Source organism: Chitinophaga sp. 01L420 (assembly GCF_056399985.1).
Genome location: NZ_JBFTSK010000004.1, coordinates 246,403 through 265,702, shown reverse-complemented (window position 1 = coordinate 265,702; position 19,300 = coordinate 246,403). Strand labels below are relative to the sequence as shown.

18 protein-coding genes are annotated in these 19,300 nt (G+C 44.8%); 7 read left to right on the top strand and 11 right to left on the bottom strand.

Features of this window, described 5'->3' with window-relative positions:
- Window positions 1-10 precede the first annotated feature (10 nt).
- On the bottom strand, window positions 11-937 hold the full coding sequence (locus AC1DP6_RS06360) for a YihY/virulence factor BrkB family protein (RefSeq protein ID WP_477054077.1): 927 nt from the start codon (window positions 935-937) through the stop codon (window positions 11-13).
- 124 nt (window positions 938-1,061) lie between these two features.
- Here AC1DP6_RS06360 and AC1DP6_RS06355 point away from each other — a divergent pair, with 124 nt between their 5' ends.
- Window positions 1,062-1,877 carry a helix-turn-helix domain-containing protein gene (locus AC1DP6_RS06355; protein WP_477054076.1) on the top strand — a complete coding sequence of 272 codons (816 nt, stop codon included), beginning with the start codon at window positions 1,062-1,064 and terminating at the stop codon, window positions 1,875-1,877.
- On the opposite strand, the gene AC1DP6_RS06350 is transcribed toward AC1DP6_RS06355, so the two are convergent.
- Window positions 1,870-2,055: a hypothetical protein gene (locus AC1DP6_RS06350; protein ID WP_441572074.1), complete on the bottom strand. Its 186-nt coding sequence runs from the start codon at window positions 2,053-2,055 to the stop codon at window positions 1,870-1,872. The genes AC1DP6_RS06355 and AC1DP6_RS06350 overlap by 8 nt on opposite strands.
- A gap of 178 nt (window positions 2,056-2,233) precedes the next feature.
- Here AC1DP6_RS06350 and AC1DP6_RS06345 point away from each other — a divergent pair, with 178 nt between their 5' ends.
- The gene (locus AC1DP6_RS06345) at window positions 2,234-2,770 is read left to right on the top strand and encodes a dihydrofolate reductase family protein (RefSeq protein ID WP_477054075.1); all 537 of its coding nucleotides are present in this window, start codon (window positions 2,234-2,236) and stop codon (window positions 2,768-2,770) included.
- 49 nt (window positions 2,771-2,819) lie between these two features.
- Here AC1DP6_RS06345 and AC1DP6_RS06340 read toward each other — a convergent pair whose 3' ends face one another.
- Together AC1DP6_RS06340 and AC1DP6_RS06335 are read right to left on the bottom strand one after the other, a co-directional pair.
- Complete coding sequence (locus AC1DP6_RS06340; protein WP_477054074.1) at window positions 2,820-3,206, bottom strand: tautomerase family protein; 387 nt, start codon at window positions 3,204-3,206, stop codon at window positions 2,820-2,822.
- Between the two features lie 3 nt (window positions 3,207-3,209).
- Complete coding sequence (locus AC1DP6_RS06335; RefSeq protein ID WP_477054073.1) at window positions 3,210-3,596, bottom strand: cupin domain-containing protein; 387 nt, start codon at window positions 3,594-3,596, stop codon at window positions 3,210-3,212.
- Between the two features lie 89 nt (window positions 3,597-3,685).
- Between AC1DP6_RS06335 and AC1DP6_RS06330 the strand changes: the two genes are divergently transcribed.
- Window positions 3,686-4,585 (top strand): LysR substrate-binding domain-containing protein, encoded by a 900-nt coding sequence (locus AC1DP6_RS06330; protein WP_477054072.1) that lies wholly within the window; start codon window positions 3,686-3,688, stop codon window positions 4,583-4,585.
- Window positions 4,586-4,661: 76 nt separating this feature from the next.
- Here AC1DP6_RS06330 and AC1DP6_RS06325 read toward each other — a convergent pair whose 3' ends face one another.
- From AC1DP6_RS06325 to AC1DP6_RS06295, 7 genes are all read right to left on the bottom strand, one after another.
- A complete protein-coding gene (locus AC1DP6_RS06325; RefSeq protein ID WP_477054071.1) occupies window positions 4,662-5,363 on the bottom strand; it encodes a DUF3823 domain-containing protein in 702 nt (233 codons plus the stop codon).
- A gap of 11 nt (window positions 5,364-5,374) precedes the next feature.
- Window positions 5,375-7,324: a RagB/SusD family nutrient uptake outer membrane protein gene (locus tag AC1DP6_RS06320; RefSeq protein ID WP_477054070.1), complete on the bottom strand. Its 1,950-nt coding sequence runs from the start codon at window positions 7,322-7,324 to the stop codon at window positions 5,375-5,377.
- An 18-nt stretch (window positions 7,325-7,342) separates the two neighbouring features.
- Entirely contained in the window at window positions 7,343-10,504 is a 3,162-nt protein-coding gene (locus tag AC1DP6_RS06315; protein WP_477054069.1) for a SusC/RagA family TonB-linked outer membrane protein, read from the bottom strand.
- Between the two features lie 71 nt (window positions 10,505-10,575).
- Window positions 10,576-10,929, bottom strand: coding sequence for a hypothetical protein (locus AC1DP6_RS06310; RefSeq protein ID WP_477054068.1), 354 nt, complete (start codon window positions 10,927-10,929; stop codon window positions 10,576-10,578).
- A 9-nt stretch (window positions 10,930-10,938) separates the two neighbouring features.
- Window positions 10,939-11,172, bottom strand: a complete 234-nt coding sequence (locus tag AC1DP6_RS06305) for a hypothetical protein (protein WP_477054067.1) — start codon at window positions 11,170-11,172, stop codon at window positions 10,939-10,941.
- A gap of 2 nt (window positions 11,173-11,174) precedes the next feature.
- Window positions 11,175-13,022, bottom strand: coding sequence for a glycoside hydrolase family 2 protein (locus tag AC1DP6_RS06300; RefSeq protein ID WP_477054066.1), 1,848 nt, complete (start codon window positions 13,020-13,022; stop codon window positions 11,175-11,177).
- 19 nt (window positions 13,023-13,041) lie between these two features.
- Window positions 13,042-14,064: a glycoside hydrolase family 43 protein gene (locus tag AC1DP6_RS06295; RefSeq protein ID WP_477054065.1), complete on the bottom strand. Its 1,023-nt coding sequence runs from the start codon at window positions 14,062-14,064 to the stop codon at window positions 13,042-13,044.
- Between the two features lie 203 nt (window positions 14,065-14,267).
- On the opposite strand from AC1DP6_RS06295, the gene AC1DP6_RS06290 reads away from it, so the two are divergent.
- The 4 genes from AC1DP6_RS06290 to AC1DP6_RS06275 all read left to right on the top strand — a co-directional run bounded on the left by AC1DP6_RS06290 (window position 14,268) and on the right by AC1DP6_RS06275 (window position 19,247).
- On the top strand, window positions 14,268-17,429 hold the full coding sequence (locus AC1DP6_RS06290; protein ID WP_477054064.1) for a ligand-binding sensor domain-containing protein: 3,162 nt from the start codon (window positions 14,268-14,270) through the stop codon (window positions 17,427-17,429).
- Window positions 17,411-18,190, top strand: coding sequence for a response regulator transcription factor (locus AC1DP6_RS06285; RefSeq protein WP_477054063.1), 780 nt, complete (start codon window positions 17,411-17,413; stop codon window positions 18,188-18,190). Before AC1DP6_RS06290 ends, AC1DP6_RS06285 begins: the two co-directional genes overlap by 19 nt.
- 143 nt (window positions 18,191-18,333) lie before the next feature.
- Window positions 18,334-18,882 (top strand): hypothetical protein, encoded by a 549-nt coding sequence (locus AC1DP6_RS06280; RefSeq protein WP_477054062.1) that lies wholly within the window; start codon window positions 18,334-18,336, stop codon window positions 18,880-18,882.
- Window positions 18,879-19,247: a helix-turn-helix transcriptional regulator gene (locus tag AC1DP6_RS06275; RefSeq protein ID WP_477054061.1), complete on the top strand. Its 369-nt coding sequence runs from the start codon at window positions 18,879-18,881 to the stop codon at window positions 19,245-19,247. Before AC1DP6_RS06280 ends, AC1DP6_RS06275 begins: the two co-directional genes overlap by 4 nt.
- Window positions 19,248-19,300: the final 53 nt, after the last annotated feature.

Sequence of the window (19,300 nt, the reverse complement as noted above, 5' to 3'; positions counted from 1 at the left end):
TTATTCAGGATTACTCTTCCGCTACCGTAATTTCATATCGGCTGGCGTTGTGCAGGGGATGTACGGGCCGGTCCGTACGGGCTCCCCAGGAGTCCGTGAAACAAGCCCCGAAATAAAAGATCAATGAGGAATAAAACATAAACAACAGTAGTAAAACGATAGATGCCGAAGCGCCATAGATGCTGTTGATACTGCTATAGGTGAGCATTACCTTCAGGATAGCTTTACCGATATTAAAAAGGATACTGGTTACCAATGCGCCGGTGATCCCTACTTTCCACTGCGGGCGTCCATCCGGTAAAAAATTGAAGACCAGGAAAAACCAAATGGTAACGATGATGATAGAGATAACGTAATTGAGTGCACTGTCATAATAAATACCCAACGCCGGTACATACAGCGTAACGTACTTGCCCAGAAAAATGCGGGCTGCTTCGGCTACCAGGTCAATGATAAATAATATGCCGGCAAAAATAATGACCAGCACCGCTTTCAGCCGGGACAACATGATCTGACCGAAGTTCTCTTTGTGAATAGCTCTTACTTTCCACAATTCATTGAGCGAACCTTTAATAATTTTAAAGAGTGTGGTGGCTACAAATAGTAAAAAAATAAAACCGCAGATGGCGATAATCCAGTTTTGTGCAATGCTCCGGAACGCCCTCAGCGTTTGCAGGATAGCCTCCGTAGTTTCTACACCAAACATACCTTCCAACTGTACCATCAACCGCTTACCGGGATGTTGTATCCGGAAAATAATACGTAACAGTTGTATGATAATAATAAGAATGGCAGGCAAAGCAAATGTGGTAAAAAATGCCGTTGCTCCTRCCATACGCAGTGGGTCATTCGCTTGTAGCTCCTTATATGCGTCTTTAAAAGAAAGCAGAAATAACTGCCAGCGGGGTAAAATTTTCTCTGTTGTAACCGTTTCCATGCCTACCCGATTAAGGCCCAATTTACTGATTAATTTCCTTCAGCGCTCATTACGCTGATATTGATTATTGGGTCATCATTAAAAAATGTAAAATCCGGTAGCGGAATCCGTATTTTTGTGATGCATGAATGCGCACATATACATACCAAAAAATGATTTACGTGAAGCCATCGATTATATCTGGTATCATGAGGCCGCAATTGTGCAATTAAAAGCCTATAACATTCCCTTTCTGCACCAGGAGCTGATTATTAATTTTGGAGCACATCTTTCTATTACTAATCAGCAGCAGCAAAGATTTAGTTATCCCCGCGCCGGTGGCCTCACTGGTGTGCTTTCCCAGCCTACCGTTACCAGGGCACAGGGGCATTATGCCGCACTCGGTATTATGCTGAAGCCATTTGGCCTCTATCGTCTATTTAGTTTTTCTGCTGCAAAATTAAACCGACAACCACTAACACTACAAGCCATTTGGGGAGAGGCAGCGCAGCCTTTAATCACAGAACTGGAAGCAACGCCTGCTCCCACGGAAAAAATCCGTGTCCTGGAAAAATTCCTGTTGCACATGGCCCGGCCTCATATTATTCCAGAAGAAATCCTGGCCCTGCAACAGCAACCATCCTTGCATAAAGGATCTATCAAATCACATATTTCCGATAAACTGATTTCTTTTAAAAAATATATTCAAACCAGTGGCACCATTCTGGGCATGCCGCCGAAAAAATATACACAGCTCTCTTTGGTGAATGCCGCAGTGACACAAATAGCAGCTGCACCAGAAACGCCGTTAACCACGGTGGCTTATAATAATGGGTTTTATGATCAGGCGCATTTTATCCGCGTGTTTAAAGCATTTGCCGGGATGACGCCGTCCGCATACAGATCAGCGGTGAGGGAACAACGGGTGCATGCGACCTTTCCGAATACGATATTTATGTAATCCCGCGGTCATTTATAAATGCCAGGTGTTCATCTATCAGATCAAAACGGTAGTCAAACCGGGTCTCCATCAAATCTACCCGGATGTCCACTACATTCAATTTCAACTCCAATGCTTCCAACATATTGCTCATCGTATTCAATTGGGCCAATACCTGCTGCCATCCTGAAAGATCCATATCCTTAAAATTTCTCAAAAATAATATCTTGCCGGACACGAAAAACCATTGGTACAGATATTTTTTATCACCCTATCATCTCTCACAACCATTTCTCACACTTACTTTCCACTAATCAAAACAACTGGAAATTTTGTACAATTTTCCTATCGTCCAATACCTCACCTTCGTAAAAAACATGCGGAAAATCAAAATCTATACTGCGGTCAGCCTGGACGGATACATTGCTACCAGGGAAGGAAAAATAGAATGGCTCACCGGATTCCCCAATCCCGAGGGAACCGACTACGGTTATGCGGAATTCCTGGCTACTATCGACACCACGCTGATGGGTAACAATACGTATAAAGATGTACTGACACTCAGTGAAACATACCCTTACCCTGATAAAACCAATTATGTTTTTACACGCGATAGCATACATGTGAATACGGAGTTTGTGCAATTCATTAGCAGAGACATCATTGAATTTGTAGCCGGGCTGAAAAAAGCGGACGGGAAAGATATCTGGCTGGCAGGAGGCGGACAGCTGAATGGTGCGCTATTACGGGCAGACCTGATAGATGAAATGATCCTCCATGTAATACCGGTGGTATTGGGAGATGGGTTACCGTTGTTCGGTGGAATACCGATGGAAAAAGTGTTTAAGCTAAGCGCTACCAAAACTTACAGCAGCAGCGTGCTGGAACTGCACTATAAAAAAGCAGCTCACTAAAATAACAAAGATGTTTGTGTGGAGCGTTGCCGCTCCACACAAACATCTTTTACTTCGCCACCATCTGCGCTTCTCCTCGGCCAAATGACCAACCAGCCAAATCATTTTCCACCAGGATAATCACTACATCATCCGCACTCACGGGCGTAGCAGCCGCTATGCGGGTGGCAATACTTTTATATAATGCCTGCTTCTGTTCCACCGTTCTGCCGGCTCTTGCAGTAATGCGTATATACATCAGGTTGTCTGTGTGCGGCACATCAAAGTAGCTGTCCGGGTACAGGATATCTCCTGGCTGCATGGTATGGATTACCTGAAAATAGTCATCTGCGGGGATGTTGAAATGTTCCTCCAGGCTTTGATGTACCGAAAGGGAAATATCTTTTTTATTGGCAGCGGTGAGATGATGACCGAGATAAATTTGTACGAAAGGCATAATTTATTTTTTAATGATGATAGCAGGTTGATCTTTCTTTAACAGGTAAACCGCTACAAACGTGGCTGGTTTGTCGTCCTGTGCATTTTTGAAGAGGGTGATTTCCCTACCGGCGGTTTCGCGGAAAGCATCGCCGGCATGCAGCAGCACCGCAGCTTCTCCGGCGGGCTGATACAATATTTCACCGGATACAATATAACCATACACCTCACATGGATGATGATGTACCGGGGCACCCTGTCCGGGTGCAAAAGTGATTTCATCCATCCGTACTTCCTCTACGGTGGTTGCCGGTAGTATTTGCTGTAACAGTTGTTTACGTGCGGGCGGAGTTTGTGCCGCAGCGCTGCCTGTTGTTAATACGGACATGATGAATAGTAATTTTTTCATACGAAAGAATATTTCACCACAAACTTACCAACCTTTAATACATTTGCAATATTGAAACATTTAACACCACACTTTAATAAAACTAAACTATGATAACAGACCTGCTGGAACTCGATTTGCTGCGCACCTTTGTGCTGGCGGTGGATCTGGATAGTTTTGCCCGGGCGGCAGACCAGGTGGCCCGCTCCCAGTCTGCCGTGAGCCTGCAAATGCAGCGGCTGGAAGAAATCACGGGACAGCAGCTGTTTTTGAAGCAGGGCCGGGGCTGGCGGTTAACCGCTAATGGAGAAATGCTACTCGGCTATGCGCGGCAGATGCTGGAGATCAACCAACAGGCTATTACCGCGCTAACGGCTACACATATAGCAGGAAGAGTAAGACTGGGACTACCGGCAGATTTTGCAGAGAGTGGCCTTCCCGTAGCGCTGGCCCGCTTCGCCGCCATACATCCGCAAATGGAAATTGAAGTCACACTGGAACGACAAGCAGTGCTGGCAAAGCTCCTGCAGAGTGGCAAACTCGATGTCATCATCTCCTTTGGAAAAGATACGCCCGAAGATGCCCTGCCAGTAGGCACCCTTCCTATCCGGTGGATAAGTGGTACCATTAGTACAGCAGCATTACAGCAACCTTTACCGCTACTACTGTTTGAAGCCCCTTGCCTGTTCCGCACTACCGGGCTGGCAGCACTGGAAAAAGTGAAACGTACCTGGCGCCCTGCACTCACCAGCGGCAGCGTAGCAGGTATGTGGGCCGCCGCCCAGGCAGGACTGGGTATTACTATCCGTACCGAAATAGGCATGCCGGCAGGCTGTATCGCATTAACGCCCTCCAGCGGCTTACCTCCTTTGCCGGATGTTGCAGTGTTTATGCTCACGCACAAAAAAACGCCTTCTCCGGCGGTTAAACGGCTGATCGATATCCTGCATGAAACCATCACTGCACAATTGCATGACATTCGTAAACGGGCCAGAAAGGGCTCTAAATAAGGTGGCTACATGTGTAGATAGGTGCATAAAAAAGTCCTCCGGAAAACCAGAGGACCGTGTCAATATTCATCATCCTTTACAAAGTAATTTCCTGTACCGGCGAATAGATCATATCTTCTACACCGGCAATTTTTAACCCTACACGGGCAAAGACTGTTTTCTGTTCGGGCACCGTTGCAGGTACATCTACCTGTAAACTGATACCCGCAGGATCCGTAATACTGCCACCATTCAGGTCCTTCGTGGCGATACTGTTGCGCCCATCCACAAACTGCGTTTTACACACATAGAGCGATACCCGCTCAATATTACGGGCATTCGCATCTTTAATGATCTGCTCTGCCGCGAACGTCGCGGTCAGCTTTCTGCCGGTGGCAACAAACTTCGGCGTGCGGATCATATAGTAAGGCAATACTTCTATATCACGTGTGAGACTACCCGAAATTGTTAACGGAATAGTATCTGAATTGGTGGTTTTATCCGTCAGCGAACGAAATGGCCCCTGCGCAGCAGGAATAACCAGCTTGTACGCCGCATCAAATAATAAGGCTGAAAATTTACCATCCTGACTTACACTAACGTTAATAGGCGTACGCTTTCCCCAACCCGGCTCCCACAATTCAAAATACACATCGTTGTAACTTACATTCACCGGTTCTCCCTGGTATACCAGTCTCCCACTGAATGTACTGGCAGGCGCTTTATAATTATCTTTTTTGCAGGAAGTTAAAAAGATGCCTGCCAACATGAATAAAGTATACTGAATATTAGTTCTCATAATACATCGTTTTACTGGTTGGGATTCTTCACAATTTTAGGATTGTTGTTCCTGATATCATCTCCGATAGCCGCATAATAATTACCGAGGCGGAATAAATGTGCGGAGGTAACGGCACCTGGTAATACCTGTTTAAAAACGTACTTGCCATTATTGGGACTTCCCGGGTCATATACTTTATACGGCCACAAAGCAAATACCCTGGTGCTGGACTCATCACTTTTTCCTGGCTGTGTGGTCAGGTTGGTCTTTACCCCATTCCACACTTTATGCGCCAAACGCCAGCGCTTCATATCCCAGAACTCATGCCCTTCAAAAGCCAGTTCTACTTTTCTTTCATGTACAATCCGGTCGAAAGTAATATCTGCGGCTGTCAATGGAATTTTAAACCCTGCCCGTTCACGTACCTGATTCATATAACCGGCGGCTACATCGCGCTGTCCCAGTTCAAAGGCTGCTTCTGCCGCATTCAGCAATACTTCCCCATAACGATACCTGATCCACCATACCTCACTCTGTGTACCAATGCGGCCCGAACCTACGGTAGGGTCCATATACTTCCGGATAATAAAACCAGACTGCGCACTGAACTCAAGATTATTAACCGGCCCATCGTAACCTACTACCTGCACATCCGGACCATTCGGCTCCAGCTTTCCCTTAGCTCCGAAATTATCTCCGGTGATGATCTTTCCGTCTTTCAACATATATCCTGCCCAAATATCTACTTTCTTGTCTTTAAATTCAGCGCCGGGCAAAATAACGGTCGCGGCTAAACGTGGATCTCTATTGGCAAACAGGTCCAGTGGATCATTATAATATACATAGCCTCCACTTGCTGCGTTGGTGGGCAATGGCGCAAAAGTATTATCGAGTAATTCAAACGACTGCACCAGGTTCAACGATGGATTTAAGCGGCCGCCCTGCTGCTCTTCCGCATTGGAACGTGGCTGGCTCCATAACGTCCATGGCTGCACTCTTCCGCTTTGCAGTTTAAAATCCTTTGCAAAAATCACTTCAGGATTTGATCCTTTATCGATAAAGAGACTGATAAAGTTTTGCGTAAGATTATCACTGTTCTTTTTATACAGGGAGTAAGTACCACTGCTGATCAGCTCCTGTGCTGCCTTCAGCGCTGTAGTGTAATATCCGTTGGCGGCGGAGGCAGGGATACCTACTTCTCCCCCTGGTAAAGTTACCTGCGGCGTTGTAACACCATATTTTGCAATAGCACCTGCATACAATGCAGCCCTTACCTTGGTAGCTAATGCCAGGCCCACGGTAGCGCGGGTTTTGCTAATCGGACTAACGGGCAGGTATTTCTTCACGGTATCCATTTCACTGATCACGAAATCATATATTTCAGATTCCTTTGCCCGCGGATGCTGCAGGTAAGCAGGGTCACCTTCATAATTATATTCCATAGGCTTTAGCACCAGTGGTACGCCTCCTACTCTTTTTACCTCTTCAAAATATACCACGGCTCTCAGGTAGCGTGCTTCTGCAATAAACCGGTTCTTTACATCTGCTTTCAGCTTGGTGGAAGTACCACATTTTTCGATGAAAATATTCAACTCCCTGATATAGGCATAGTCCCAATAAGTAATTTCTCCGGTATTCCTGGCTATCATCCCCGGAAATACATAATCATACTCCGTAGTGCCATGCCGCCAGTACTGTCCGTTCTCTGAAGCAAACGCTTCGTCAAATCGTGCAAATTCACCCCAGTTATCTATGGTTTGCGTCACCATAGAAGGAATGCCTGTGGCGTTGGCATCAGTCTGACGATCCGGATACCGGTCATACAAATCGGCCAACACAGACAGTATTAATCCTTCATCATTCCATAGCTGATCATTCTGCAATACATTGGAAGGTGCAACACTGAGGAAATCTTTATCATTACACCCTGCATTTACAGCAAATACAGCCAGACATATATATAACAAACTCTTTTTCATAACGATTCTATTTATTACTTAAAAAGTAAGGTTCAGCCCAATATTCACCAGCTTATTCTGCGGATACTGCAACCCGTTTTCATCCGTTATCTCCGGCTCTATACCCAGGTCCTTCACATTATCCAATGAAAACAGGTTATAGGTGTTGATATATATCCTGGCCTTCTTAAACTTCACTCTGTCGAGCAGTTTTTGGGGAATGGAATAACCCAGTTCCATGGTACGCAGCCGTATATAATGCACATTATGCAACCAGAAAGTAGACGCTTTGTTGTAGTTACTGTGATCTCCTTTATTGAATCGTAAAGGCGGATTTTTTCCGGGTATCCATTTACTGTTTACATCAAAAGGATCTTCCCGATGCCAACGGTCATCATAAAACTGTTTCAGCAGATTACCTCCATTCTGGAAAGGCCATCTCATTTCCCAGTTTTGATTATACGAATACATAGAGCCACCGGAGAAGTCGGCTGCAAAATCAAATCCATTCCATCTTACCCCCAGGTTAAAACCAAAGTTCACCGTAGGATTACCCGTTGTCTGGTATCCGATGGGTCTTTCATCATAACCATCAATCACATTATCACCGTTTAAATCCTTATAAATAATATCACCAGGCAACAATGTTTTGTTTCCCTTTCCATCTACGTTAACAGGATACTTATTGATCTCTTCCTGAGACTGGAACTGCCCGATGGCTTCATATCCCCAGTAAATATTATTCCACCTGTTTTCAATAGAAGAGCGGTAATGATCCAGTGAATTACCCCATACCGGTTTATAAGATTCCAGGAATTTACTCCTTGAATAAGACACGTTACCACCAACCACAAAATTCACTTTACCTACATTGGCAGTATAGGCAGCAGAAAATTCTCCGCCTTTCTGCTGATCACTGTTTACGTTTTCATCCGGTAAACTGTAGCCGAGTTCACTGGGCACCAGCACATCATACTTGCGGCCACGAAGCCCGGAACGTTTACGGTTAAAGAAATCGAGGGAGCCGTATACTTTACCATTCCACAACTGGTAGTCGAGCCCCACATCCGCGATCTTGCTGACAAACCAGGAGAGGCGGTTATTAGGTACGCCTTTATCACGGGAACCTTTAATTACAGTACCATCCAGTATCACGGTAGAAGTAGCATAGGTATATCCAGGGAGGTAATCGTATGCCCCTATACCAATATCATCATCACCCAGTTCTCCATAAGAACCACGGACTTTCAATTCCGTGAGGATGCTATTACTACCTAACCATTTCTTGAAGAACGATTCTTCCGTCAACCGCCATCCGGCAGAAACAGAAGGGAAGAAGCCCCACCTTTTATCCGGTGCGAATTTCCAGGAGCCGTCATAGCGTCCGGCGACTTCCAGGAAATACTTATCGCTGAAACAATAGTTAAAACGGCCGATGTAGCCAATCCGCGCTTCGGTCCAGTCGGCGTCATTGTAGGTGTCCATATCAGAAAACTGGATCAATGGCAGCACATTGCTTTTAGGCACGGCATGCACCCATACATCCAGTTCCCGGCGTTTAATTCTCTCTGACACGAAAGTAGCGCCAATGGTATGTTTGCCGAAGGTATTGTTATAGTTCACCTGTCCCTGCAGTACATTCTCCAGCACCTTATGCGTACCGCGTTCGCGCCATGGATTGGAGCTACCACCTGTACGTTCATAGGTATCATTGTCTGCATGATAGGTATACGTGTCGTACGTATATTCGTGGCCGTTCATCAGCTTGTCCGCGTAGTAATAGGAATACATGCCTTTTAAGGTCAGTCCCTTAATGGGTGTTTCGTAGGTGCCATTAAAGTTGGTTTGCAGCACTCGCCAGTCTTCGGTCCAATAGCCGGAGATGGCTTTGGATTGTACCGCCCAGTTCTCCGTATTATGGCCAATATCATTAGGATATAATGGGTTGTCGTTCGCATACGGTCTTTCTGTAGGTCTGTTACGAAACAGCGCAAAACGTGGCGCCCAGTAGTCATCTCCGCCGGGTACTCCGGGGTTATCCCGTTCCTCAATACGTCCGTTGATCTGTACCCCTACCTTAAGCCGTTTGGTGATTTTAGCATCCACATTACTTTGGATGTTGGTGCGATTAAAATCAAATTCCCTTCCCAATACAGACTTCTGATCCAGGCGGGTAACAGACAAATAATAGTTGATATTTTCCGATCCACCGGTGGCGTTTACGTTGATGGAATGCTGCGGCGCATTTTTCTTTATGATGAAATCGTACCAGTCAAAGCTCTGGTATCCTTTTTCCGTACCGGCTTTCCATTTCTCCAGTTCTGCTTTGGTGATATCTGTTCTGGGATCTTCGGCATTCATTTCCGCATCTGCTTTACCCAACATCCATTCATAAGCGTTCACTGTTTTAGGAAACCGGGACCAGTTTTGCCATCCCGTATATGCGTCAACGTTAATAGCGTTACCACTACCTGGTTTTCCTCTTTTGGTAGTAACCACTACCACGCCATTCGCCGCCCTTACGCCATAAATGGCGGCAGAGGCGTCTTTCAGGACGGTGATACTTTCTATATCATTAGGGGAAATATTATTGAACTGACCTGCATCTTTCTGAATACCATCAATTACATACAGGGCGTTACCAAAATTACGGATTTGAATATTGGCGCTGGCACCAGGTCTGCCGTCCGGCATACGGAAAGAAACACCAGGTATTTTACCCGCCAGTGTAGCGCTTACTGTAGAAGCATGTACTCTTTCCAGGTCTTTACTGGTAACACCGGAAATAGCACCGGTAACAGATTCCTTTTTCTGGGTGCCATAACCTACCACAATTACTTCACCTAGTCCTTTGCTATCTGTGAGCAACCGCACATTCACTTCTTTTTTTTCTCCTACTGGAATTTCCTGCTTTATATAGCCAACAAATGAAAACACCAGGACCGCATTTTTGTCTGGTACAGAAAGCTGGTAGCTACCATTTGCATTCGTAGATGTCCCCCTGGCGGTACCTTTTATGCTGATCGTGACACCAGGTAGCGCAGCTCCCTGCTCATCTGTTACCTTACCGGTAATGTTAATATCTGTGGGAGCTCCGTGCGCCATGAGCGAAGCAAAGAGCAGGTATACTGTTAAGTGCAGGCATGGGCCGGCCAGTATTACTTTCCGGATCAGATCCCGGATACGTAATCGTTTTTTCATAACTATTTTTTGTGGTCTTTTAAATTTATCAGGCTTACATAACTGTTTCTTTGGTTGATGGTGCTATCTTCTTACTTTACTACGGGGAATGCTACTATTCTTACCTTGGTACAACCATATGGTACCAGGGTGATTATTTCTTCTTTATCACTTACTTTGCCTTTGTATACGCCATTTCTATCAGTAACGGGTTGAGGTGCTACATCATCCACCAGCTTCCATTCCGGATTCTTTTTACCGGTAGTGGTAATAGTAAGGGGTGCATGCTCCAGGTTCCATACAAAATCTGCTGTTACCGGTTTTATATTATTTACCTGCAGATATTGCGCAGGTGACTGAATAACTTTTTCAGGAATACCATAATTCCAGTCGTCTTTGGGATGGTGTTTCTTCCCATCCGTCACCTTTTCCTCCCAGCCAGCCATTATCGTTTTTCACCTTATTATATACTTCATCGAGGTGACCGGTGCTGCCATCCCGCATGATCTCCAATTGATGGCGCAGCCATCCTGTGGCTTTACAGCTCCCAGTGGCAATGCTTTGTATGCCGGCGTTACATATGCGTTTGTGTCAGCCCTGGCGCCCGGCGAATGCATAGCATCCGCCGGGATAATACCAACCCAAAAAGCAGAAAGAATAAATAAGCCTGTAGACTTTCGCTTTCTCATTCTTATGGTTTTAAGGTGACCAAAGCCGGGTTATACAATTTCTGATGAACGGCCTTCAATTTTTCCAATGGCATCTTCTGCACTTTCCGGTCATACGTCATTAAGCCGTTTGTTTCTACTTCCACATCTGTGGTTTGTGTATATACTGCAGCTGACAATCCCTGTCTGATCAACGTTTCCAGTCTGTCGGTAAAACCACTGTAACGTTTAAAAAGATCTTCCGCATTTTTGAAGCTCTGGTATCCCCAGTTATCTTTCTGCTGCCATACGTGATCGTTCACCGGCAATCCCAGTCCACCGAATTCACCCAGTACAATAGCGCGTTTATCACCATACACTGCCGGATCCGGCATAGCTGGTTCCGGATAGTTATGCAGATCGATGATATGTCCTACAGGATAGAAGTTACCTCCACTGGCGGTATTCACCAGGCGGGAAGGATCTTTCTGCATGGTCCATTGGGCAATGTCCATGGTTTTAAACTGTCCCCATGCTTCGTTGAAAGGGGTCCATACCACAATAGAAGGATAATTATATAAATGATCGATGATGGCATTCCATTCTTTTCTGTAGTAGCCTTCTGACTCAGCGGAGCGTTGCTGATCCGAACCACGGTCAATTACACCCGGACGGGGTTCCCAGCCGTTCCCAAGGTCGCCGCTTGGCATATCCTGCCATACCATGATGCCTAACTGATCGCAGTAGTAATACCAACGTGCCGGCTCTACTTTGATATGTTTGCGGATCATATTAAAGCCCATTGCTTTGGTTTGCACAATATCAAATTTCAATGCTTCATCTGTAGGGGCAGTATATAATCCGTCAGGCCACCAGCCCTGATCCAATGGACCAAACTGAAATACAAAACGATTGTTTAGCAACATGCGTTCCGTACCGTTGGCATCTTTTCCAATAGAAGATTTGCGCATCGCGAAGTAACTCTTTACCTCATCGATCACTTTTCCTTTACGTATAACCGTTAACTTTAGATCATAAAGGAAAGGAGATTCCGGTGACCATAGTTTGGGCGATGCGATTTTTAATACGGTGTTTTCGCCACTCATCACACTTTCGGCGATTTTGGCACTGCCATCAAAAGCGGTTACTGTGACTACATCTCCGGCTTTTGCATTTTGTATATTGGCATTTATCGTCAGGCTTTCCTGGTCAATATCCGGTGTTTGTTTGGTTCCTGCTATATAAGTATCGGCTACCGCTTCCACCCATACTGTTTGCCATATGCCTGTTACCGGTGTATACCAGATACCTTCCGGTCTCTTCACCTGCTTACCTCTTGGCTGTACGCCCTCATCGGTAGGATCCCATACACGCACTACGATATCCTGCTTCCCTTTTTTCAGCAGGGCAGTAATATCCAGGGTAAAAGGATCAAAACCACCTTCATGATTGCCTGCTTCCTGACCGTTCACGTATACGGTAGTACGCCAGTCTACTGCACCAAAATGCAGCAGTACTTTTTTCCCCTGCATGCCGGAAGGCAGTGTAAGCGAGGTGTTATACCATAATACATTGTCTTTCCCCACATTACGTCCTACACCGGAAAGTGCAGATTCTACAGCAAAGGGTACCAGTATCTGTCCGTCCCATGCAGTGGGCTTATCTTCATTTTTAGGTTTAATGGCATAATTCCACAATCCATTCAGATTTTTCCAGTTGCCGCGTACCAGCTGTGGGCGTGGATATTCAGGCAAGGTGGTAGTAGGAGTTACCTGTTCACTCCAGGAAGTCGCAATTTTTCCCGTAACCATTTTCCACGCTTGCTGTTGTGCCGACACGGCATTCCATCCAAGTCCGAGCGCAAGTGCAAAAATTAAGTGTGTTTTTTTCATATGTATACTTAAAGTGATTTTATTCTCCTGAAGGATTTTTAATAGCGGTATTTATCTTTACCGGCAGGCCAAAGTCCGGACTCCCATCGGCTTTCCAGTTGACCCGTTGCATACGTGGATTTCTGCGCTGTCCGCAGCCCTCTCCTGCTTTGGAATTGGCGTGATAGATGATCCAGTCCTCTTTTCCATCCGGTGATTTAAAAAAGCCATTATGCCCCGGTGCGTAAGCGCCGTTTTCCGGTTTACTTTGCAGCACAGGTTCGGCAGACTTCGTCCAGCTTTGCGGTTGCAGCGGGTCTGCACCATGTTTGAGCTGCATGATACCCAGTGCATAGTTTTCTGTCCAGCAACCGCAGGCGGAAAAGATGAGGAACACTTCTCCCTTTGCATTCTTCAGTATTTCCGGTCCTTCATTTACGCCATTCTGTTCCCATGAATACTGTGGCGCAGCTATTTCCACTCTCGGAGATGTCAGTGTCCAGGGATTAGCCATGCGGGCGATGTATAATCGTTGCACCATATCTTTTCCATTATGCCCACTCCAGATAAAATAGTTTTTGCCTTTATGAGTAAAAATGGTACCATCTATAGCAAAGTAATTGGCTGCGGTATCCCTGATTTGTCCTTTATCTGTCCAGGTACCGGTAGTAGGATCTTTAGCGGTATTTTCCAGCACAAAGGTATGCTGCGGATGTATACTGTCTGACGATCCTGCGGTATAATACAGGTACCATTTATTATTCAGACGATGTAACTCCGGCGCCCAGATATCCCTGGCATTAGGGCCTTTGGCTGGTGGTGTCCATATCACCACTTCCTTTGTTTGCCCAAGGGCAGACATCGCAGCAGTTTTACGTATCACCAGGTTATGGCCGGTGGTGTTTAAATAATAGTATATCCCATCCTGTTGTATCACCCATGGGTCAGGACCGCTCCCCAGCAAAGGATTGGTAAAAACACCGCTGGTATCAGGCCGAGCCGCGTGGCAAAGGCTGCTGACCAGTAACAGGCATAGCAGCGAAAGTAGTTGGCTACTTTTCATAACATGGATTTAGAAAATGGCCTATATAAGCGTAAAAATCACGCTTAAATCTATTCTCCAAAGAAAACACTTCCTATCGTTACTTGTTTGCCAATTTATCTCAATCTTTCTCTTTTTTGTATCAATTTAGGAGATGGACACAGGGAATGAGCTTTTAGCTAAAAAACTGTTAGTTTTAGCTTTTACAATCCGGACGGGACCAGATGATAAAAGTCAGATACTATATTTTACTGTTGCTGGTGAGCAAAACACTTTATAGCCAGGAAGCCAACTTCATTCACTACCAGGTAGAGAACGGATTGTCTCATAACGCGGTTATTTGTACACTACAGGACCGGCAGGGCTTTATGTGGTTTGGCACCATGTATGGCTTAAATCGGTTCGATGGCTATACATTCCGCGTATTCCGCAGATCAAACGAACCGGGCAGCCTGGGAGCTAATTTTATACTCAGTCTTTTCCAGGATGATAACGGGCTGTTATATGTAGGAACAGATAAAGGCGTGTATGTATACGACCCGCACAGTGAACAATTCCGCGAGTTAAACAAAAGAACAAATGGAGACATACACAGTATTACCAAAGATACACAGGGCGATATCTGGATCACGTCCAGCGGGCGGCTATTCCGTTACCAGACAGCTACAGACAGTTTGTATGATGTTCCCGGTTTCCGGGATGTATCGTCCATTTGTATGGGGAGTGATGGCCAGTTGTGGGTAGCATCTTCCGAAGGAAAAATAGGTGTATATGACAGGCATAAAAATGCAATGATCAGCTATTCCCTCTTTGATCATTCTCCGAAAAGCAGTACGTTTTGGGTACAAAAAATTGTAGCTATCGGGAAAGACTCCATCTGGGTCTGTACCAATACACAGGGCGTTAAATTATTTGATACACACACACGTACTTACAAAGATTTTTTCTCTACCGCACCTGATCATACAGAAATATTTGCGCGGGATATTATTCAACGAACCCGTGATGAATATTGGGTAGCCACAGAATCGGGCATCTATATTTATCATCTTCAAAGCGGGGAAATCATCAACCTGAAAAAAAAATACAACGACCCTTATTCTTTATCAGACAATGCAGTATATAATTTTTGTAAAGATAAAGAAGGTGGAATATGGGCGGGTACTTACTTTGGCGGCATCAACTATTTTCCGCAGCCCTATACTTCTTTTGAAAAATTTTTCCCGCAAACAGGTATTGCCTCCCTCAGTGGCAATGCCGTAAGAGAAATCCACAACGATCGTTACGGCCATCTATGGATAGGGACAGAAGATGGAGGTCTGAATAAATTCACGCCCGCTACCGGTGAGTTTCGTAATATAAAAACACTTCCACCGCCACAAAGTGGCTTATCACATAACAATATCCATGGATTGCTGGTTACCGGAGATTCTTTGTGGATAGGCACTTTCGAACATGGACTGGATATCATGGATATTCCCAGCGGTAAATTTATCCGGCATTACAATGCCGGCAGCCAGCCACATGAACTACACAGCAATTTTATTTACTGTATGCTGCGTACCAGTAGTGGCGATATCCTGATATGCACAACGAGGGGATTATATCAGTATAACCGTGAACGTGATGATTTTGATACGGTGACCGAAGCGCCGGATTATATATTTTATACCGCGGTGTTTGAAGACAATGAAGGCACTATCTGGCTGGGCACTGTAAGAGATGGACTATATTATTATAACCGCCGCACYGGTAAAAAAGGAGTCTATCTGCATGATCCAGCCAATCCGCATAGTGTGAGTAACAACCGCGCCAACAGGATCTTTCAGGATAGTCAGCATCGCCTGTGGCTGGCGACAGACGATGGTCTTTGTTTGTTTCATCCGCAACAAAATAATTTCACCACCTACGATACCCACCAGGGTTTCCTGAGCAATATGGTGTTCAGCGTCCTGGAGGATAAGCGCGGACAGCTGTGGGTGACCACGTCCAAAGGGCTGGCGTGTTTTTCTCCGGCGACGGAGAAGGCAGTTGTTTTTACGAAAGCCAATGGATTACTAAATGATCAGTTCAACTATAATTCCGTTTACCAGGATAGCAGTGGCAATATGTACTTTGGTGGCGTAAAAGGCATGATCCGTTTTAACCCGGATCATTTCCTGCATAATAGCTTCCTGCCACCTGTATACATTACCGGTTTCCAGGTATTTAACAAAGAAGCACAGGTAGGTGATATCCTGAAAAAGTCGGTATCATTTACCGACACAGTAGTATTGTCGCATGACCAGTCATCATTCAGTATTGACTTTGCGGCACTCAGTTACACATCCCCGGAGATGACGGCCTATGCGTATATGATGGAGGGGCTGGACAAAGACTGGACCTATTTAGAAACCAACCGTAAAGTCTATTTTACCAAACTATCTCCCGGCACTTATCGCTTTATGGTAAAAGCAGCCAACAGTGGCGGCAGCTGGAGTGTATCGCCACGGATACTTTTCATTAAAATATTGCCTCCTTTCTGGGCCAGCTATTGGGCATATGCGGTGTATGCGATCCTGCTGTGCAGTATTATTTATGGCATTATCCGCTGGTACCATCAACGGGCATTACAAAAACAAAACAGATTACTGGAATTACTGGCACATGAAAAAGAGAAGGAAGTGTACCAGGCCAAGATAGAGTTCTTCACTCACCTGGCGCATGAAATACGGACGCCGCTCACGCTCATCAAAGGGCCTATGGAAAAGGTGATCCGCAAATCGGAAGAGGTGCCGCTGATACAAAAGAACCTGCGGATTATGGAGCGTAATACCGATCGTCTGCTGGATTTAACGAATCAGCTACTGGACTTCCGTAAAACGGAGATCAATGGATTCAGTCTTAATTTTGTGCGCACTGATATTCCTGATCTGCTGAAAGAAAACCATCTGCGCTTTACACCGGCAGCCGAACAAAAAAATATCCGTTTCAAAATAGAGTTATCCAGCCTGCATTTCTTTGCGTATGTAGATACAGAAGCATTGCATAAAATATTAGGCAATCTTATTAACAATGCCATCAAATATGCTGCTACCAAAGCATCTATACACCTGTTGCCGGTAGCCGAAGGAGATCTTACCTTTACCATACTGGTAAAAAATGACGGGTATATTATTCCTCCGGAGATGAAGGAAAAAATATTCGAACCTTTTTTCCGGGTAAAGGCTACGGCGGAACAATCTGGCACCGGCATCGGTTTATCGCTGTCGAGATCCCTGACGATACTGCATAAAGGTAGCCTGGAATTGATAACAGCGGATGCGGGACTCAATGTATTTTCGCTTACCTTACCTATTCATCAGGAAATAGAATTTAATCTGAGCAAATGGAAAATAAATCACTGATACTGTTGGTAGATGATAACGAAGAAATACTTTCTTTCATCGCTGATGACCTGGAAGAGAAATATAAAGTAGCCACGGCGCTTCATGGGGCGGCGGCGCTTGAAATATTGCAGGAACAACCTGTGCAGCTGGTGATCAGTGATGTAATGATGCCGGTAATGGATGGCTTTGAACTATGCCGGATTATTAAATCCGGTGTGGAGTCCAGCCATGTTCCTGTGATCCTGCTCACCGCACGCAACACCCTGCAATCCAAAATTGAGGGCCTGGAACTGGGTGCAGATGCTTACGTAGAAAAACCATTCTCACCTGAATTTCTGCAGGCACAAATAGCCAGTCTGCTGAGCAACCGGCATAAAATAAAATCCTATTATGCCAGCAGCCCGCTGGTACATCTGCGCAGCATGGCCAACACCAATGCAGATGAACAATTCCTGGAAAAACTCCACGACCTCATTAATCAGCATCTGACCAATATGGACCTGGATGTGGAGCAACTGGCGGATTTCATGAATATGAGCCGTCCTACTTTTTACCGGAAAATAAAAGCAATATCAGATTTAACACCGCATGAACTAATTAACATTGCTCGTCTCAAAAAAGCAGCGGCATTATTATCTACCGGTGCATATAAAATTAATGAAGTAGCAGAGCTGAGCGGCTTTGGTTCATTGACTAATTTCGGCAAGAATTTTCAAAAGCAGTTTGGAATACTACCATCAAGATATGTAGCGCAAATACAGTCTGAAAGAGATTGTTAGCCGTTTTATTTTTTGTTTTATCAAACTTCACTACTTTTAACTATCGGCAGTATTCATCGCTGATTCACTTTCCCCTTTCCCATAAATCAACATTGCAACTCAGGTATTTTTTGTCAAAAAAAGTAAACCTATAAGTTGATTTTATGGAAATAAAACGTATCTTTGCTTCAGCAATCAGTACTAGTCCTGGCGGATTATATTCCTTGCAGTATGACCAGTCAGGCATGAGTGAATATAAACGTGTAAGACAATACTGGCGAGATCATCAATCGCTGTACACTTTTTTCAATAGCCATATAACTGATCTTAAAAACGGATTCTGGGGTGATTTAAGCATTGATGATGCCATATTGACCACGATGATTGATGCTGATCAGTTTGAAGATGCGCTATTAACTTATTGTCAGGGTGGCAAATATGAACTGCAATTCATATTTCAGCCATTATACAACAGTGAGTACCGATTAGTTTCTCTCCAAAAAAGTAAAGGAAAAATAAGAAGAAGCTGGTTAAGGCTATATGCACTGCGATTAGAAAGGAATTGTTTTGTTATTACCGGTGGTGCTATTAAACTAACCCACAACATGCGGGCACCACATCTGCAGGCGGAATTAAACAAATTGGAACGGGCAAAAGTATTTTTCCAATCAAACAACATCTATATCCCTGAAGATTTAAACACGATATTATGAGCGAACTTAGAAAAAAACTAGACGCATTGGTAACTGAAGATGAGTCGGCCGACTTTGTGGAATGGGTAAATTTCCGCAGGGAAAACAAAGCATGGCTATATAAATCCGGAGCTATTGCCAGCGCTGTGTTACATGCCCTGGATGCATTAAATATCACGAAAAAAGAATTAGCGAAGCGGATGAATGTTTCTCCTCAACAAATCACCAAAATACTACAGGGAAGCGAAAACCTAACATTGCAAACCATTACAAAACTGGAAGCAGCATTAAGTGTTGAATTGGTGCCAGTTAACCGGGCTGCAATCGTATTAAAAGCTATTGATAAGCTAAATAAAGAAAGTAAAGCGAAACCAGATAAATCCTGATAAGACGCTTGCCTTATATGATATAGTACACCACTATTTTCTACTATTGTTAC

Excerpts from the sequence above, each read along its gene's own strand:
- AC1DP6_RS06355 (WP_477054076.1), top strand. The coding sequence starts at position 1,062 with ATGAATGCGCACATATACATACCAAAAAATGATTTACGTGAAGCCATC.
- AC1DP6_RS06350 (WP_441572074.1), bottom strand. The coding sequence starts at position 2,055 with ATGGATCTTTCAGGATGGCAGCAGGTATTGGCCCAATTGAATACGATG.
- AC1DP6_RS06345 (WP_477054075.1), top strand. The coding sequence starts at position 2,234 with ATGCGGAAAATCAAAATCTATACTGCGGTCAGCCTGGACGGATACATT.
- AC1DP6_RS06340 (WP_477054074.1), bottom strand. The coding sequence starts at position 3,206 with ATGCCTTTCGTACAAATTTATCTCGGTCATCATCTCACCGCTGCCAAT.
- AC1DP6_RS06335 (WP_477054073.1), bottom strand. The coding sequence starts at position 3,596 with ATGAAAAAATTACTATTCATCATGTCCGTATTAACAACAGGCAGCGCT.
- AC1DP6_RS06330 (WP_477054072.1), top strand. The coding sequence starts at position 3,686 with ATGATAACAGACCTGCTGGAACTCGATTTGCTGCGCACCTTTGTGCTG.
- AC1DP6_RS06325 (WP_477054071.1), bottom strand. The coding sequence starts at position 5,363 with ATGAGAACTAATATTCAGTATACTTTATTCATGTTGGCAGGCATCTTT.
- AC1DP6_RS06320 (WP_477054070.1), bottom strand. The coding sequence starts at position 7,324 with ATGAAAAAGAGTTTGTTATATATATGTCTGGCTGTATTTGCTGTAAAT.
- AC1DP6_RS06315 (WP_477054069.1), bottom strand. The coding sequence starts at position 10,504 with ATGAAAAAACGATTACGTATCCGGGATCTGATCCGGAAAGTAATACTG.
- AC1DP6_RS06310 (WP_477054068.1), bottom strand. The coding sequence starts at position 10,929 with ATGGCTGGCTGGGAGGAAAAGGTGACGGATGGGAAGAAACACCATCCC.
- AC1DP6_RS06305 (WP_477054067.1), bottom strand. The coding sequence starts at position 11,172 with ATGAGAAAGCGAAAGTCTACAGGCTTATTTATTCTTTCTGCTTTTTGG.
- AC1DP6_RS06300 (WP_477054066.1), bottom strand. The coding sequence starts at position 13,022 with ATGAAAAAAACACACTTAATTTTTGCACTTGCGCTCGGACTTGGATGG.
- AC1DP6_RS06295 (WP_477054065.1), bottom strand. The coding sequence starts at position 14,064 with ATGAAAAGTAGCCAACTACTTTCGCTGCTATGCCTGTTACTGGTCAGC.
- AC1DP6_RS06285 (WP_477054063.1), top strand. The coding sequence starts at position 17,411 with ATGGAAAATAAATCACTGATACTGTTGGTAGATGATAACGAAGAAATA.
- AC1DP6_RS06280 (WP_477054062.1), top strand. The coding sequence starts at position 18,334 with ATGGAAATAAAACGTATCTTTGCTTCAGCAATCAGTACTAGTCCTGGC.
- AC1DP6_RS06275 (WP_477054061.1), top strand. The coding sequence starts at position 18,879 with ATGAGCGAACTTAGAAAAAAACTAGACGCATTGGTAACTGAAGATGAG.